The organism is Micromonospora sp. NPDC005254 (assembly GCF_042872525.1).
Taxonomy (GTDB): Bacteria; Actinomycetota; Actinomycetes; order Mycobacteriales; family Micromonosporaceae; genus Micromonospora.
In genome coordinates this window covers 464444-481643 of the sequence record NZ_JBIAKM010000006.1, presented here as the reverse complement: position 1 = coordinate 481643, position 17200 = coordinate 464444, and the positions used below count along the sequence as shown (strand labels likewise).

Sequence of the window (17200 nt, the reverse complement as noted above, 5' to 3'; positions counted from 1 at the left end):
CGAGCGCGAGGACGCGATCGCGGCGTACACCGACGCGCTCGCCTGGTACCTCACCGGCGACTCCCGGTACGGGCAGAAGGCGATCCAGATCATGGACGCCTGGTCGGCGACGATCACCTCGCACACCGGCAGCAACGGACCCCTGCAGACCGGCTGGGCGGCCTCGACCTGGCCCCGGGCCGCCGAGATCATCAAGTACACCTACGGGAGCTGGCCCAACGCCAACCGGTTCGCCACCATGCTGCGCAACGTCTACCTGCCGGTGGTCCGCAACGGCTCGAACAGCAACGGCAACTGGGAACTGACCATGATGGAGGCCGCCGTCGGCATCGCCGTCTTCCTGGAGGACAGCGCCGCCTACGACGCGGCGGTCACCCGCTTCCTCAACCGCACCCGCGCCTTCATCTACCTGCCCAGCGACGGCGCGTTGCCGTACACCGTGCCCGGCAGCGGCCTGGACACCAGCTCGGAGATCATCGGCTACTGGCAGGGCCAGTCCACCTTCGTCGCCGGCCTCGCGCAGGAGACCTGCCGGGACTTCGTCCACACCGGGTACGGGATCTCCGCCATCTCGCACGTCGCGGAGACCTCCCGCATCCAGGGCCGCGACCTGTACCCGCAGGTCGGTGAGCGGCTGCGGGAGGCGCTCGGCCTGCACTCGCGCTACCAACTCGGCGAGGCGGCACCCTCCTGGCTCTGCGGCGGCACCCTCACCCGGGGCCTCGGCCCCGTCACCGAGGTCGGCTTCAACGCGCTGAGCAACCGGCTGGGCACCGTCATGACCAACACGCAGACCCTCACGCTGCAACAGCGACCCGCCGGCACCAACAACCTCTTCGTCGCCTGGGAGACGCTGACCCACGCGAGCAACCCCAACTGACCGCGCCGCGGCGGGGGGGGGGGGGCCCCCCCCCCCCCCCCCCCCCCCCCCCCCCCCCGGGGGGGCCCCCCCCCCCCCCCCCCCCCCCCCCCCCCCCGCCGGGGGGGGGGGGGCCGGGCCCCCCCCCCCCCCCCCCCCCCCCCCCGCCCCCGCACCTGGGCGCGCTCAGCCCTCGACGCCCAACGCCACCACCGGGCTGACCCGCGACGCCCGCCGCGCCGGCAGCACGCCGGCCAGCGCGGTCAGCCCGACCAGCGCCGCGAAGAGCCCGACCAGCGACAGCACCGGCAGCGACAGCGGCGCGTTGAGCCCGAGCGCCCGCACCGCCAACCAGGCGTACGGGACGCCGAGCAGCAGACCGAAACTCGCGCCGATCACCCCGTAGAGGCCGGACTCGACGGTCAGCATCGTGCGCAGCCCCGCCCGGGACAGGCCGACGGCGCGCAGCAGCCCGGACTCGCGGACCCGCTCGACGACCGACAGCGCGGTCGTGGACCCCACGCCGACGACCGCGATCAGCACGGTCAGGCTGACCAGGCCGGCAGTGATCCAGACCAGGGCGTTCAGCACCGCGTCGTTGCGATCCCGCTCGTCGGCGAGCACCGCGATGCCCAGCCCGGCGCCGTTCCCGATCGCCTGCCGCAGCGCCCGCACCCCGGCGGTGCGGCCGTCCTCGCCCGCGTGCGCCGCGTCGGCCAGCAGACCGGTGTACGCCGTCGGCCCGCCGATCCGGTCCAGGTCGGCACGGTCGGCGAGGATGCCCGCGTACAGGGGGCCACGGTCGGGCAGGACCGCCGCCACCCGTACGTCGACCGTCCGCCCGTCGCGGGCCAGTGTCACGGTGTCGCCGGCCCGCAGCCCGGCGTTGCGGGCGACCCAGTCACCGAGCACGATCCGGCCAGGTCCACGGTCGGCGAGGGTGCCCTGTGCCACGTCCAGGTCCGCGGTGGTCGGCAGCGCCGACATGTCGAGGTCGGTGGTCGAGTATCCGGACTCGGTGTCGCCGAGCCGTTCGGCGCCCCGCAGCAACGCGACGTCGTGGACCATCCGGTACGGCACCACCCGGGTCAGCGCGCCGCTCGCCGCCCGCGCCCTCGTCACCACGGCGACCGGCAGGGTCGTACCGTCACCGGCGGACACCTCGAAGTCGGCCGGCGCGGAGAGCGCCATGTCACGATCGGCGACGACCCGCATCGACGCGCCGCCGATGACCACCCCGGAGATCAGGGTCACGCCGAGCGCGACCACGACGGAGACGGCGGCGGCCCGCCGCGGCGTCCCACCGATCCCGCCGACCGCCAGCCGCCCCAGCGGTCCGACCTGGCGCAACGGCCAACCCGCCACGGCCAGCACCGGGCGCACCAGCAGCGGCCCGAGGGCGACCAGGGCGAAGAACGCCAGCGCTCCCGAGGTGACCAGCAGCAGCAGCGCCGCGCTCGGGTCGTAGGACTCCTGATCCGGCGTCGGCAGCCGCCGCACCGCCGCGACGGCGGCCAGCAACGCGCCGAGGACCAGCAGCGCGCCGGACACCAGACGCGGCGCCGCGATGCCGCGCCGCCCGGCGGTCACGCTCGCCGCCCGCAGCGCCTCCAGGGGCGAGACCCGGGCGGCGGAGAACGCCGGCGCCAGCACCGCCACCACGGTGAGGACGACCGCGCCGAGCACCACCGCGACCGCCGCCCCCAGCGACAGGCCCGGCGACGAGACCGCCATGCCCCAGGCGCGCAGGACCATGGGGAGGACCTGCCCGGCGGCGAGGGCGCCGACGACCCCCACGACACCCGCGACCAGCCCGGTAAGGGCACCCTCGGCGGTCAGCGCGACCACCAGCCCGCTCCGGCCCGCGCCCACCGCCCGCAGCAGCGCGAGGTGCTGCATCCGCTGGGCGAAGACGATGCGGAACGTCGAGGTGACCACCAGCGCCGCAGCGACCACCGCGACCGCGACGAACATTCCGACCAGCGCGAACAGCCTCCCCACCTGCTCGGCCGCCGCGTCGGCCTCGGCGTCGCGCACCTCGGCGCCCGAGCGGATCGGCTGATCGGCCGGGACCACCGTGGTCACCCGGTCGCGAACCGCCTCCGCCGCGCCGGGAGCTGTCCGCACGTCGATCCGCTCGACAGTGCCGACGTGACCCCACGCGGCCACCGCGTCGTCCGGGGCGTACGCGTCGAAGCCCCCGTCGTCGGGAGTGTCGACCACGCCGGTGACGGTGAGCGGCGCCCCGGTGGTGAGGTCGCCGCCCGTCCCGGTGGTCACGGTGCCGACCGCCAACCCCAGCCGCTCGACCGTGCGGCGGGTCACCGCGATCTCGCCGGGCCGGTCCGGGTAGCTGCCCTGGACCAGGCGGACCGTCGCCAGCGGGCCCGCGCCCGGGTCGGTCCGCAGGTTGAGGTAGCCCTCCGCGAGGGAGACACCGAGCGTCGTCCGGCCCACCGCCTCGGTGACACCCGGCAGGGCGCGGACGTCACGCAGCGCCGCCACGGTGGGCGGCGGCTGCTGCGGGTCACCGATGACCAGGTCGGTGGCGGCCGGCGTGCCGCTGAGGTTGTCCCGCGCGGTCCGTTCGGTGATGTCCTGCGCCAGCACGGTGCCGAAGACGACGAACGACGCGACGAGGATCGCCAGGCCGGTCAGGATCAGTCGACCCGGGCGTCGGGCCGCGGCGCTCACCTGGGTACGCAACACCGTCGCCCTCACGCGGGAGCCGCCAGCTCGCGCAGCGCGTCGGTGACCGAGCCCTGGTCCGGCTCGGCGATCTCGCCGGCGACCCGGCCGTCGGCGAGCAGCACCACCCGGTCGGCGTACGCGGCCGCGATCGGATCGTGGGTGACCATGACGACAGTCTGGCCCAGGTCGCGTACCGAGTCGCGCAGGATGGTGAGCACCTCCGCCCCGGAGCGGGAGTCGAGGTTGCCGGTCGGCTCGTCGGCGAAGACGACCTCGGGCCGCGACACCAGGGCCCGGGCCACCGCCACCCGCTGTTGCTGGCCGCCGGAGAGTTCGCTGGGCCGGTGCCCGAGCCGCTGCCCGAGGCCCAGCACGTCGACGAGGTGCGCGAGCAGGTCACGGTCGGGTTCCCGGCCGGCGAGGTCCAGCGGCAGGGTGATGTTCTGCGCGGCGGTGAGCTGCGGCAGCAGATTGAACGACTGGAAGACGAAGCCGATCCGGTCGCGGCGTGCGCGGGTCAGCGTGCGGTCGGACTGACCGGTCAGCTCCGTGCCGCCGAGCAGGACCCGGCCGGAGGTGGCCGTGTCCAGGCCGGCCAGGCAGTGCATCAGCGTCGACTTGCCGGACCCGGACGAGCCCATGATCGCGGTGAACTCGGCCCGACCGAAGCCGACCGAGACGCCGTCCAGGGCGCGGACCGCGGTGTCGCCGCTGCCGTACACCTTCACCAGGTCGACCGCGGCGACGGCGGCCTGCCCGGTCGGCGGCGGGGCGTGGGTTGTCATGGGTTCCTCCAGTGGCTGCGATGTGACCCGGGAAGCCTCGCCCGCGCCGGGTGGGAGCCGCATCGGTCCGTGGTCGGGGAACGCCCACGCCGGGTCTGTCTTTCGGCCGATCTGCCCGCGCCGTCCGCCTGGCTACGCTGGGTCACGATGAACGCGCCGGGATTCTCGACATGGTGGGTACGCCTGGGCCAGCTCGCCGGTCTGGCGGCGCTGGCCCTGCTCGGTGCCTTCGACCTGCGGTACGGCCTCTACACCGGGGTGAGCGCGGCCGAAGCCCTGCGCGCCCTCGTGCAGGTGGGGTTGGCGTTGATGACCGCGGTGGTCTGGCTGCCCGTGCACCGGCAGGGGTCCCGCTCCCTGCCGCTCGCGGCGCTCGTGCTCGGCGCCACCTCACTCGCCGTCACCTTCGGCTTCCTGGTGCTCAGCACGAGCGGCAGTTATCTGCTGGGCGGCAGCTGGGGGCTGGCCGAGTCCGCCGGGATGATCGCGGTGGTGTTCGTGGTGACCCGGTGGGCCGCCGCACGGCTCGCTCCGTGGGCGGCGGTGCTCGCCGCGCTCGCTGCCGCCGCGCTGCCGCTGCGCGCCGGCGCCGACTACGTCTACGTGATCTTCGGGCTGCTCCAGGCGCTCGCCGCGATCGGCGCCGCCGCCGTCGGGATCTACCTGCGCGTCGTCGCCGCCGGGCGGGAGCGGGCCATCGCGCTGGTACGGGCCGAGCAGCGCGCCGAGTTCGCCCGCGACCTGCACGACTTCATCGCCCACCACGTGACCGGCATCGTGGTGCAGGCGCAGGGCGCCCGCTTCGTCGCCGAGCAGGACCCGCAACGGGTGATCGTCGCCCTGGAGCAGATCGAGCGGGCCGGCGCCGAGACGATGGCCTCGATGCGACGGATGGTCGGCGTGCTGCGCAATCCGGACGCCCCGCCGGACGCGCCGCTGGCCCCACTGGCCGGCGTGGCCGACCTCGCGCCGCTGCTGCAGGGCCACAACGACACCACGAACGCACCGGCCCGGCTGTACGTCGACGGCCCGCTCGACGAGCTGCCGGTGGAGGTGTCGACCTCGGCGTACCGAGTGGTGATGGAGGGGCTGACCAACGCCCGCCAGCACGCCCCGGACGCCCGGTCGGTGGCCGTGTCCGTGCGTCGTACGCCGGACTGGCTCCTGGTCCGGGTCGCCGACGACGGCGCGACCCCGCGTACCGCTCCCGCCCGGGGGCACGGCTTCGGCCTGCTCGGCCTCACCGAGCGGGTACGCGCCCTCGGCGGCACGATCACCGCCGGGCCGGGCATCTCCGGCGGCTGGGTGCTCGACGCCGCGTTCCCACTGCGATCGGCGGTGGCCCGATGATCCGGGTGCTGATCGCGGACGACCAGGCGATGGTCCGGACCGGCTTCGGCATGATCATTGGAGCGCAGCCGGACATGACGGTGGTCGGCGAGGCCGCCGACGGGGTCGCCGCCGTCGAGATGGTCCGGCGGCTACGCCCGGACGTGGTGCTGCTGGACATCCGGATGCCCCGCCTCGACGGCCTGCAGGCGCTGCGCCTGCTCGCCGGGCCGGGCGTCGCCGACCCGGTGCGGGTGGTCGTGGTGACGACCTTCGACCTCGACGAGTACGTGCACACCGCGCTGTCCAACGGCGCCTGCGGCTTTCTCCTGAAGGACTCCGGCCCGGCGCTGCTCGTCGAGGCGGTCCGCGCGGCCGTCTCCGGCGACGCGCTGATCAGCCCGTCCATCACCGTACGACTGCTGGAGCACCTCAGCCCGCCCAGCGCGCCGCGGGACGACGCCGGCCTGTCCCCGCGGGAACTCGACGTCGTGAAGCTCGTCGCCCGGGGCCTGACCAACGCGGAGATCGCCGGCCAGCTCTTCATCGCCGTCGGCACCGTCAAGACCCACCTCGCCAGCGTGCAGACGAAGCTCCCGGCCCGCAACCGTGTCGAGATCGCCGCCTGGGCCTGGGAACGCCGCCTCGTCCGCTGAACGACGACCCGACCGGCCGACCAACAGCTATCTGCGGGTGCGCAACACCGGCCACAACGCGGTGATCAGGCCCGGCGGCACCGTGTCGCTGGGCGTCGTCGCCACCGGGACGCAGGTGCCGGAGGAGGTCACGCTGAACGGCGGCATCTGCGTGGTGGCAGACAAGTAACGCTCACGTCCGGGGTCTGGCGTCGATGGCGACATCTTGCGACGCTAACGATCGTGTATGACTACGACCTGTTGGTGCTGGGCTCCGGACCCAGCGGTCAGAAGGCCGCGATCGCCGCCGCAAAGCTCGGCAGGCGGGTCGGCATCGTGGACCGCCGCGACATGATCGGTGGGGTGTGCATCAACACCGGCACCGTCCCGTCCAAGACGCTGCGGGAGGCCGTGCTCTATCTGACCGGCCTGAGCCAGCGCGACCTGTACGGCAGCAGCTACCGGGTCAAGGAGGAGATCACGGTCAGCGACCTGGCCGCCCGCACCCAGCACGTGATCACCCGACAGACCGACGTCATCCGCAACCAGCTCGCCCGCAACCGGGTCGCGATGATCACCGGGACCGGGCGTTTCGCGGACGCGCACTCCATCTGGGTCGACGCCGGCTCCGGGCGCGAGTCGAAGGTGACGTTCGACAAGGCCATCATCGCGGCCGGCACCCGCCCGGCCCGCCCGGACAGCGTCGACTTCGACGACCGGACCATCGTGGACTCCGACGGCGTCATCAACCTCCAGGCCGTCCCCCGCAGCATGGTCGTGGTCGGCGCCGGTGTGATCGGCATGGAGTACGCGTCGATGTTCGCCGCCCTCGGCACCAAGGTGACCGTCGTGGAGCGCCGCGAGCGGATGCTCGAGTTCTGTGACGAGGAGGTGGTCGAGTCACTCAAATACCACCTACGCGACCTGTCCGTGGCGTTCCGCTTCGGCGAGGAGGTCGCCGCGGTGGAGAAGCACCAGACCGCGGCGCTGTGCATCCTCAAGAGCGGCAAGAAGATCGTCGCGGACACCGTCATGTACTCGGCCGGTCGGCAGGGCCAGACCGACGACCTGGCGTTGGAGGCGGCCGGGCTGGCGGCGGACCGGCGCGGCCGGATCGCTGTCGACGCCAACTACCGCACCCCGGTCGACAACATCTACGCCGTCGGCGACGTGATCGGCTTCCCGGCGTTGGCGTCCACCTCGATGGAGCAGGGTCGGCTGGCCGCGCAGCACGCCTGCGGCGAGCCGATCCGGGAGATGCACGGCCTGCAACCCATCGGCATCTACACCATCCCGGAGATCAGTTTCGTCGGCCAGACCGAGGCCGAGCTGACCGACTCGTCGACGCCGTTCGAGGTGGGCATCGCGCGCTACCGCGAGCTGGCCCGTGGCCAGATCGTGGGCGACTCGTACGGAATGCTGAAGCTGCTCGTCTCCCCCGAGGACGGCCGGCTGCTCGGGGTGCACGTGTTCGGCACCGCGGCGACCGAGATCGTCCACATCGGGCAGGCGGTGATCGGCTGCGGCGGCACTATCGACTACCTGGTCGACGCCGTGTTCAACTACCCGACCCTGGCCGAGGCGTACAAGGTGGCCGCGTTGGACGCGTCCAACAAGATCCGCAACATCACCCGCATCGACGGCTGACTCCGGACCCCCACCCCCAACCCCGGCCCCGGCCCCGGCCCCGGCCCCGGTGATCAAGAGGTTTGCGTCAGGGACACGCCAGGACGGGTGACGCAAACCTCTTGATCACGAGGGTGGAGCGGGGGTGGGACCGGGTGGGGTGGGGTTGGGTGGGTTTTAGCGGGGGGCGCAGGTGGGGGTCAGGGTGCCGGCGGTGCCGGTGCCTTGGAAGCCGAACTCCGTGGACTGTCCGGCCCCGACCTGGCCGTTGTAGGACACGTTCGTCCAGTTCGTCGTGCCGCTGTTACCGCTGCGGTCGGCGCTCCAGGCGTTGGTGACGGTCGCGCCGGACGGCAGCGTGAGCGTCACGGTCCACCCGTTGAGGGCCGACGAGCCGGCGGTCACCCGTACGTTCGCCACGAAGCCGCCGTTCCACTGGTTCACCGTCACCGACGCCGAGCAGCCGGTCTGCCCCGGCGGCGGGGTCGTGGGCGGAGGCGTCGTGGGCGGCGGGGTGGTGGGCGGAGGCGTCGTCGGCGGCGGAGTGGTGGGCGGCGGGGTCGTCGGGTTGGTACCGCTGTTCAGCGCCGCGAGCACGGCGTCGTACGCGGCCTTCTTCTGCCCGCTGCTGTTGAACAGCAGCGGCGTCTGCGAGGACCGCCACGAGTCGCTGTCGCGGATGCCCCACACGGTGATGCCGTTGCAGCGCGGCACCGCCAGGCAGTCCTCGACCACGGCGCGGTACGTGTTCGCCGGAGCGCCCTGGATGTCCAGCTCGGTGATCTGCACGTCCACGCCCAGCGCCGCGAAGCTCGACAGCGTGGTGCGGTAGTTGCTGGCGTACGGGGAGTCGTTGTTGAAGTGCGACTGGAATCCGACGCAGTCGATCGGCACGCCACGGGACTTGAAGTCCCGCACCATGTTGTAGACGCCCTGGGTCTTTGCCCAGGTCCAGTTGTCGATGTTGTAGTCGTTGTAGCAGAGCTTCGCGCCCGGGTCCGCCGCTCGCGCGGCGCGGAACGCGGCCTCGATCCAGTCGTTGCCGGTGCGCTGCAGGTTCGAGTCTCGACGGCCACCGGAGTTGCCGTCGGCGAACGCCTCGTTCACCACGTCCCAGGAATAGATCTGTCCCCGGTAGTGGGTCGCCACCTGCGTCACGTGGTTGAGCATCGCGTTGCGCAGCGCGGTGCCCTCCATGCCCTGCATCCACCCCGGCTGCTGGCCGTGCCAGGCCAGGGTGTGCCCGCGTACCTGCATTCCGTGGCTGCGTGCGTGGTTGACGATCGGATCCGCCTGGGTGTAGCGGAACTGACCCTGCTGCGGCTCGGTCGCGTCGATCTTCATCTCGTTCTCGGCCGTCACCATGTTGAACTCGCGGTTCAGGATCGTGGTGTACGCGCTGTCCGAGAGCTTGTTCGCGGCCACCGCCGTACCGAAGTAGCGGCCCTTCTCCGCCGCGGACGCGCCCAGGGTGGTTCCGGCGGACGCGGGCGTCACCAGGACCAGCGCCATGCCGGCGGCGAGAGCGCCCGCGCCGCTCAGCGCGATCACGGCTCTCGATGCCGCCTTCCATCTCGTTCTGCTCATCGTGCGACTCCGTTTGTCGATGGTGGTGGGTGGTCAGGAGACCGCGCAGGTGGCCCCGTTGAGGGCGAACGACGAGGGCTTGCCGGTGCCGCCGGTGTGGGTGGCCTGGAAACCGATCTCGACCGACGCGTTCGGCGCGATGGTGCCGTTGTAGGAGACGTTGCGGGCGGTTACCGCTCCGCTCGTCGGGGAGTAGGTGGCGTTCCAGCCGTTGGTGATGGTCTGGCCGCTGGGCAGCGTGAAGGTCAGCGCCCACCCGTTGACGGCGGCGGTTCCGGTGTTGGTGATGGTCACGCTCGCGGTGAGACCCGAGTTCCAGGCGTTGACCGTGTATCCGACGCGGCACGCGCCCGCACTCGGCGGCGGCGTGGTCGGCGGCGGAGTCGTCGGGGGCGGCGTGGTGGGTGGCGGCGTAGTCGGGGGCGGCGTGGTCGGGGGCGGAGTCGTCGGCGGCGGCGTCGTCGGTGGGGGCGTCGTCGGGGGCGGCGTCGTGCCGTCCAGGCCGAAGAAGCGGATCACCTGGGCGGCGTCGACCGGGATGTTGTGCGTGACGCCCTGCATGCTGATCGCCTCGACCGGTGCCATCGGGCCGCTGCTGCCGTACCGGGTGCGGGTGTACCCGGACTGCGGGGAGTCGGTGTACGTCGGGGTCTGGCTCAGACCGTGGACGTTCGTCCACTGCTTGATCTGCTCGCCGAAGTTCGGGTAGCGCAGCGTCTCGTCGCTGGTGCCGTGCCAGATCTGCATCCGCGGTCGCCGGCCGGTGTAGCCGGGGTACGCCCCGCGGACCAGGTCACCCCACTGCTGCGCGGTCTTGATGGACTGCCCGTTCGCGCACTCGCTGTTCCACTCCGAGCTGCCCCCGGTGGCGAAGCAGGCGAACGGCACCCCGGCGAACGACGCGCCCGCCGCGAACACGTCCGGGTAGTCGCCGAGCATGACGTTGGTCATCATCGCGCCCGACGAGGTGCCGGTGGCGAAGACGCGGTCCGGGTCGGCGGAGTACCGCTGCTTCACGTAATCGATCATCGACACGAGCCCGACCGGGTCGCTGCCGCCACCTCGGCGCAGCGCCTGCGGCGAGGCCACGTCCCAGCACTTGCTGCTGCGCGTCGCCGACGGGTAGATGACAATGAATCCATACCGGTCGGCGAGGGACGCGTACTGCGTGCCGGAGTAGAAGGCGGGGCCCGTTCCGGTGCAGTAGTGCAGGGCGAGCAGGATTCCTGGCCGGGATGCGACCCGGTCCGGGACGTACAGATGCATCTGGAGGTTTGTGGGGTTGTTGCCGAAGCCGGTCACCTGGGTGAGCGTCGCGGCTGATGCGGGGGTGGCGAACGCCAGCGCGGCGGCGGCGACTGTCGCGACCGCCGTGAGGACGCCGAGCAGCCTTGTCTTCAGTGTCATGGTTCGCGATTCCTCGGGAGAATGGCGCATGGAAGGGGGTTAGTCGAGGACTGCCCTTCGCCCGACCGTGACCGCGGCTCGCGTGACCGATGTCAGCTTCGATCGAGCACACTCGATTGTCAAGGCTTCCGGAAACCTTTCGGGGCAAGGGATTGGGCGGCCACCTGCGCACGGGTGCGGGCCCGCCGAACCGTTCGGCGCCGGCCGCCGGCGGGATATTATCGGCACGTTCCCGGTAAGCAGAACGTCCTCGTGTGCACCCCCCTACGACCCCCGTAGGCACGAAGGAGATCGCGTGAAGATCGTCGATGCCCGGGTCATCGTGACCTGTCCGGGCCGCAACTTCGTCACCCTCAAGATCGTCACTGACGAGGGCGTCACCGGCGTCGGGGACGCCACCCTCAACGGCAGGGAGCTGGCCGTCGCGTCGTACCTGTCCGACCACGTGGCGCCGCTGCTGATCGGCCGGGACCCGGCGCGGATCGAGGACACCTGGCAGTACCTGTACCAGGGCGCGTACTGGCGGCGCGGGCCGGTCACGATGAGCGCGATCGCCGCGGTGGACACCGCGCTGTGGGACATCAAGGGCAAGGTGGCGGGCCTGCCGGTCTACCAGCTGCTCGGCGGTCGGTCCCGCGAGGGCGTCACGGTGTACGGCCACGCCAACGGCGAGACCGTCGAGGAGGTCCTGGTCGAGGTCGCCCGCTACGTCGACCTCGGCTACCGGGCGGTCCGGGTGCAGTGCGGTGTGCCGGGCCTGCCCAAGACGTACGGGGTCAGCGCCGACAAGCTCTTCTACGAGCCGGCCGACGCGGCGCTGCCCAGTGAGGCCACCTGGTCGACGCCGCGCTACCTGACCCACGTGCCCACCGTGTTCGCCCGGGTCCGCGACGAGTTCGGCCCCACCCTGCGGTTGCTGCACGACGTGCACCACCGGCTCACGCCCATCGAGGCGGCTCGGCTCGGCCAGAGTCTGGAGCCCTACGCGCTGACCTGGATGGAGGATCCGGTCCCCGCCGACCTCCAGGAGGGCTTCCGGCTGATCCGGCAGCACACCACCACCCCGATCGCCGTGGGCGAGGTCTTCAACAGCGTCTTCGACGCGGCGCAGCTCATCCGGGAACAGCTCATCGACTACATCCGGGCCACGGTGGTGCACGCCGGCGGCATCACCCACCTGCGGCGCATCTTCGACCTCGCCGCGCTGCACCACGTCCGCAGCGGCTCACACGGCGCCACCGACCTGTCGCCCGTGTGCATGGCCGCCGCGCTCCAGCTCGACATCTCGATCCCCAACTTCGGCCTGCAGGAGTACATGCGGCACACCGCGCAGACCGACGAGGTGTTCCCGCACGGCTACCACTACGCCGACGGCTACCTGCATCCCGCCGAGACTCCCGGGCTGGGCGTCGACATCGACGAGGAGGCGGCGGCCCGCTACCCGTACGCGCCCGCGTACCTGCCGGTGAACCGGTTGGAGGACGGGACCGTACACCCCTGGTGAGCGCGACAGCGCCGGTGCTCCGGCCGGCCCGATCGGGCCGGCCGGATCAGTGGATGCGCCGCCCCCGCGCGTCGGGCACCCCGGACTTGCGGAAGAAGTACGAGTTGATCTGGTCCCGCCACTCGGCGGCGCAGCGCACCTGCTCGTCGAGGCGTTCGGCCACCCGTTCGTACACGGCCGGATCGATCATCCCGTTCAGGGTCTGCCACCGCTGCCGCATCACCGCCACCTCCTCGACGCCCGCGAAGTGGGTGTCGTAGATGTGCTGGATGACTGTGGACCCGCTGTGCAGGACGTGCGTGTACGGGACGTGGTGGAAGAAGAGCAGCAGCTCGTCCGGGCAGGTCCGCGGCGACTCGTACACCTCGGCCCAGTAGGGCGGGTACTGGCCGGCGAAACCGGTGCCCGAGGCGCGACTGCGGTCCACGCCGATGCCGTCACGGTCGGCGAAGTGGTAGGTGCCCCACCGCGAGTACTCGTACCCGTCGACGTCGGGGCCGTAGTGGTCGCCGGGATGGACCATGAAGCCGACGCCCAGCGGGGCGGTGTACCGCTCGTACGTCCGCCAGGAGTCGTCCATGATCTCGTGCAGCGTCCGCCGCACCAGCTCCGGCTCGGCGGTGGCCGACGGCGGGAACGTCAACGTCATCCACTCGTCGAGGACCGCCGTCGGATCGAGGCGCGGATCCCAGGCGAGCCGGCCGAACGTGTAGAGGTTGGCCTGTGCCAGCGGGTGCCCCGTCCAGAAGGGGTCGTCGCCGGTGTTGGCGACGGCGACCAGGCCACCGCCCTTGCCGGCCTCCCCGGTGACCACGTCGGCGATCGTCCGCCCGCCGGGGCCCCAGGGCGCGAAGCGCAGCACGTCGCCCCAGCACGGCCCGAGGTGGCAGACATGCCGCTGCTGACCCGTGTACTCCTGGGTGACCTGCAGCTCGACGGCGATCCGGGTGGCCGGCATGGCGGCCAGCACCGGCGAGACCGGCTCGCGCGTCTGGAAGTCCACCGGGCCGAACTTCACCTGGAGGACGACGTTGGTGCGGAACCGCCCGTCGAGCGGGGCGAAGTGGCCGTACGCGGCCCGCGCCCGGTCGGTGGAGCGGTCCCGCCAGTCCTGGTGGTGGTTGTAGACGAACGCCCGCCAGTGCACCACTCCCCCGTACGGGGCGAGGGCCTCGGCGAGCAGGTTCGCCCCGTCGGCGTGGTCACGCCCGTAGGTGAACGGGCCGGGTTGCCCCTCGGAGTCGGCCTTCACCACGTAGCCGCCGAAGTCGTCGATGCGCTCGTACACCCGCCGGGTGGTGGCCGCCCACCAGGCGCGTACCTCGTCGTCGAACGGGTCGGCGGTGGACAGTCCACCGAGGACGATCGGCGCGGCGAAGGTGACCGACAGGTGCACCCGGATGTTGTACGGGCGCAGCACGTCCGCGATCTCGGCCACGTCGCCGAGCCGGTCGGTGAGCAGCAGCGCCTCGACGCGACCCACGTTGACGTTGTTCACCGAGATCGCGTTGATCCCGCTGGCGGCCAGCAGCCGCCCGTACTCCCGGATCCGAGCCAGATCCCCGCGCGGACGGCCACCGGCCCAGAAGATCGAGCCGCCCGCGTACCCCCGTTCGACCTGACCCATCACCGGGTGCACGGCCACGTTGTCCCAGTGGTTCAGCATCCGTCGGCGCAGCGTGGGCCGGTGCAGCTCCGGTGGACGGGCCGGGTCGAACGCCGCTGCGCAGAGCCGTACGACGTGGAACAGCCCGTACAGCAGGCCGGCGGGCGCGTCGGCCAGCACCACCGTCACCTCGCCCGCGCGGGCCAGCAGGAACCCCTCGTCGCCGAGCGTCGCACCGTCGCCCAGGTCGACGAGCGCCGCCTCCCCCGCCGACCGCGCCGCCTCGACCGCGGAGCTGGGCAGCTCGTCGGCGTCGCGCAGGGTGAGCACCAGGTCGGCGTCGACGTCCCAGGAGGGGGAATGCCAGACCCGCCCGCCGTAGCGCGTGCAGGCGCGCGTCACCTCGTCGAGGACGGTGTCGACGAGCAGCCCGTCGCCGTGCACGAGGACGCGGCGCGCGCCGAGCGCCCGGAAGGCCTCCGGTGGAAGCCAGGCGGGGTACACGCGCGGCTGCTCGATGTCGGGCGGTTCTGCCACGAACACCGGCTCCTCCAGGTCCATCGACTCGTGCGCGTTCACGCGTCCTCCCGGCCGAAGCGCACCTCGGCGGTCGCGGACAGGCTCATGCGGTGAACTCCTTCCGGATCAGGTGGATCATCGGGTCGCCGACGCGCAGGACCGCCAGGACCACGACCGAGGCGAGCAGCGCCAGGACCGCTTCGGAGAAGACCGCGGTGACCCCGGCCGCCGCGGCGAGCAGCAGGGCGTTGCCGACGGTGACCCCGGGGGTACGGACGAGGAAGTGCACGGCCAGGCGCAGGACGTCGCGGGTGCGGAACTCGAACAGCGAGGTGATCACCAGCGCGTTCGCCGCGCAGAGGGTCACCCCGACCGCGATCAGGACCAGCGGCACCACCCACCACCTCCCGAGGCCGACCGCGCCCCGGTACGCGAGGTTCAGCGCGAGCACGGTCAGCCACAGCAACGTCGGCGCCCAGACCCGCAGCGCGCCCCCGACGTTGATCCGGTAGCCCCGCCCGAACAGGGCGGCGGGCCGCAGGTCCGTCAGGTCGGGCCGCTGGTGGCGCAGGGCGTACAGGGCGGCGCAGACCGCCGGACCGACCGGCAGCAGCAGGAGCGCGGCCAGCGGCAGGTTGCTGGGGTCGCGGCCGAGCAGCAGCAGCGGGAGCAGGCCGGGCAGCGTGGTGACAAGGAGCAGCACCTCGACCACGAGCAGCGTGTAGACGCGGGACGCGAACCGGGACAGGGGCCCGTCGCCGAACTGCCGCCCGGCGTGCGCGGTGCTCATCGATGCTCTCCCGGCTCGGCGCCGAGGTCGAGGTACGCGCGGCCGGTGCCGACGGCGAAGCGCCAGGCATCGGACAGTCGGCCCTGCGGATCCGCCGACACGGTCATGCGCGTCATCTGGTCCTCTTCGGTGCGGTGCGCGGCTGACGGTGCTCGGCCGGTCCGGTCGTGACGGGCACCACCGGACCGGCCGACGGTCAGCCGTGGTCCTTCTGGTACCTGTCGTACGCCTTGTTGATCATGGCCAGGTAGGTGTCCATGTTCTTGCCCTTCAACTCGGCGAGGTACGCGTCCCACTGGGAGAAGTCGCGCTGGCCGAGTGCGAACTGCAGGGTCGCCTGGTAGACGTGGTCACGCAGCGGCGTCTCCCACAGTGACGCCTGCTCCCGTTCATCGTCGGTCAGGGGGTGCGGCGGCGGCACCGCGACCGGCGGACGGGCGTTGAGCACCTTCTGGAACTCCTGCTCCTCCGGGGAGAAGAAGCCCTGCACCAGCTCCGGCTTGCCGCCGTAGGCGAACACGCCGTTGTAGAAGCCGAAGTCCTTCTGCAGGTGCTTGGACGCCTTCGGGTTCAGGCCGATGACGTTGACGTCGGGCGCCAGCTTGGGCTTGCCGGCGGCGTCCCGGACGAACGTCGTTCCCTCGACGCCCCACTTGGCGAACTCCTGGCCGGCGTCGGAATACCAGAGCCAGTCGATGAACTGCATCATCGCCACGAAGTTCTTGCTCTCGCGGGCCTTCGAGGAGATCATCACGCCGTTCTCCAACCGGCTGGCGGGGTTGACCTCACCGGCCGGCCCGATCGGCAGTGGGATCTTGGCGATCGTCGCCTTGGGGTTGGTCTTGGCGAGGTCGGGTCGGTAGTCGTTCACGACGGCCTGCGCGTTGGCGCTGATCACGAAGGACTTGCTGTTGGCGAGCTTCTGCCGGGCCTGCTCGTCGGTCTGGGTGAAGCTCTCCGGGTCGAGCAGCTTCTCCGACACCAGCTTGTTGAGGTACTGGAGCATCTGCTTGTACTGCTCCGTGGCGCCGGTGTAGACGAACTTCTTGGCGTTCGCGTCCCAGGAGGTGTGCTGGAAGTTCCAGCCCGCGCCCTGCAGTCCGTACGACACGGCCAGGATGTTGAGCAGGTTGCCGGCCGGGTTGGGCTTGCTCCACCGGTCGGAGAACGGATACACGTTCGGGTACCTGGCCTTCATGGCCTTGAGCACCGTGTAGAGGTCGTCCCAGGTCTTCGGGGCCGTCAGGTGCAACTCGTCGAGGATGTCGGTCCGGATCGCCAGCGAGTAGTCCTGCCAGGGCTTCTCGTGCAGGCCGGGCAGCAGGTAGAACTTGCCGTCCTCCTGACGCCGCGTGTCGATCTCGGGCTTGAGGTTCCACCGCGAGATCTTGTCCTGCAGGTTCGGCATCAGGTCGAGGTAGTCGCTGACCGGCAGGACCGCCCCGGAGGAGACGTAGGCGTCCTCCTGGCCGGGGTACGTCTTCGGGATGATCATCGGAGCGTCGCCGGCGCCGATCAGCAGGCTGCGCTTCTGTTCGTAGTCGCTCAGCGGCACGGCGACCGGCGAGAGCGTGACGTTGGCCCGCGACTTGAGCTCATTCCAGAAGAGCCAGTCCTCGCGCAGCGGGTAGTTCGGATGGTTGTTGTAGAGGATGGAGAAGGAGACCGGCTCGCTCGCCTTGAACTGCTTGCCGATGCCGTAGTCGGCCATCGCACCGGCCCGGTTTTCCGACAGGTCCTTGTTGTCGGACGGATCTTCGCTACAGGCGGCGATGCTGCTGGCCGCGAGCAGAGCGGCAACTGCCGCTGTCGCGGCGCGACGCCACGATCGGTGGAGCATGGCGGTCCTTTCGGGTTCGGTG

General features: G+C 71.7%; 13 protein-coding genes. 6 read left to right on the top strand and 7 right to left on the bottom strand.

The annotated features are described in order from the left end of the window. The first annotated feature begins 16 nt into the window (after positions 1-16). The gene (locus ACFYPR_RS21150; protein WP_387261885.1) at positions 17-880 is read left to right on the top strand and encodes an alginate lyase family protein; all 864 of its coding nucleotides are present in this window, start codon (positions 17-19) and stop codon (positions 878-880) included. A gap of 165 nt (positions 881-1045) precedes the next feature. Here the strand turns inward: ACFYPR_RS21150 and ACFYPR_RS21145 are convergent, their stop codons facing one another. Further along, a complete protein-coding gene (locus ACFYPR_RS21145) occupies positions 1046-3580 on the bottom strand; it encodes an FtsX-like permease family protein (RefSeq protein ID WP_387261814.1) in 2535 nt (844 codons plus the stop codon). Continuing rightward, entirely contained in the window at positions 3577-4335 is a 759-nt protein-coding gene (locus ACFYPR_RS21140; RefSeq protein ID WP_387261812.1) for an ABC transporter ATP-binding protein, read from the bottom strand. Before ACFYPR_RS21140 ends, ACFYPR_RS21145 begins: the two co-directional genes overlap by 4 nt. Positions 4336-4482: 147 nt before the next feature. On the opposite strand from ACFYPR_RS21140, the gene ACFYPR_RS21135 reads away from it, so the two are divergent. From ACFYPR_RS21135 to sthA, 4 genes are read left to right on the top strand one after another with little or no spacing between them, the layout of a single operon-like run. Next, the gene (locus tag ACFYPR_RS21135; protein WP_363940457.1) at positions 4483-5685 is read left to right on the top strand and encodes a histidine kinase; all 1203 of its coding nucleotides are present in this window, start codon (positions 4483-4485) and stop codon (positions 5683-5685) included. Continuing rightward, positions 5682-6320: a response regulator transcription factor gene (locus ACFYPR_RS21130; protein ID WP_354862443.1), complete on the top strand. Its 639-nt coding sequence runs from the start codon at positions 5682-5684 to the stop codon at positions 6318-6320. Before ACFYPR_RS21135 ends, ACFYPR_RS21130 begins: the two co-directional genes overlap by 4 nt. Before the next feature lie 37 nt (positions 6321-6357). After that, positions 6358-6489, top strand: coding sequence for a hypothetical protein (locus ACFYPR_RS21125; RefSeq protein WP_354862445.1), 132 nt, complete (start codon positions 6358-6360; stop codon positions 6487-6489). Positions 6490-6542: 53 nt separating this feature from the next. Beyond that, a complete protein-coding gene (gene sthA / locus ACFYPR_RS21120) occupies positions 6543-7946 on the top strand; it encodes a Si-specific NAD(P)(+) transhydrogenase (protein ID WP_387185311.1) in 1404 nt (467 codons plus the stop codon). A 156-nt stretch (positions 7947-8102) separates the two neighbouring features. Here sthA and ACFYPR_RS21115 read toward each other — a convergent pair whose 3' ends face one another. After that, positions 8103-9512, bottom strand: coding sequence for an endo-1,4-beta-xylanase (locus ACFYPR_RS21115; RefSeq protein ID WP_387261808.1), 1410 nt, complete (start codon positions 9510-9512; stop codon positions 8103-8105). Between the two features lie 33 nt (positions 9513-9545). Further along, positions 9546-10919 carry a PHB depolymerase family esterase gene (locus tag ACFYPR_RS21110; RefSeq protein WP_387185317.1) on the bottom strand — a complete coding sequence of 458 codons (1374 nt, stop codon included), beginning with the start codon at positions 10917-10919 and terminating at the stop codon, positions 9546-9548. Positions 10920-11214: 295 nt separating this feature from the next. Between ACFYPR_RS21110 and manD the strand changes: the two genes are divergently transcribed. Then, a complete protein-coding gene (gene manD, locus ACFYPR_RS21105; protein WP_354862453.1) occupies positions 11215-12423 on the top strand; it encodes a D-mannonate dehydratase ManD in 1209 nt (402 codons plus the stop codon). Between the two features lie 46 nt (positions 12424-12469). On the opposite strand, the gene ACFYPR_RS21100 is transcribed toward manD, so the two are convergent. The 3 genes from ACFYPR_RS21100 to ACFYPR_RS21090 all read right to left on the bottom strand — a co-directional run bounded on the left by ACFYPR_RS21100 (position 12470) and on the right by ACFYPR_RS21090 (position 17178). Then, positions 12470-14608: an alpha-glucuronidase gene (locus tag ACFYPR_RS21100; RefSeq protein WP_387261806.1), complete on the bottom strand. Its 2139-nt coding sequence runs from the start codon at positions 14606-14608 to the stop codon at positions 12470-12472. A gap of 43 nt (positions 14609-14651) precedes the next feature. Beyond that, entirely contained in the window at positions 14652-15338 is a 687-nt protein-coding gene (locus ACFYPR_RS21095; protein WP_387261803.1) for a hypothetical protein, read from the bottom strand. A 196-nt stretch (positions 15339-15534) separates the two neighbouring features. After that, positions 15535-17178: an extracellular solute-binding protein gene (locus tag ACFYPR_RS21090; protein ID WP_355066464.1), complete on the bottom strand. Its 1644-nt coding sequence runs from the start codon at positions 17176-17178 to the stop codon at positions 15535-15537. Between the last annotated feature and the right edge of the window lie 22 nt (positions 17179-17200).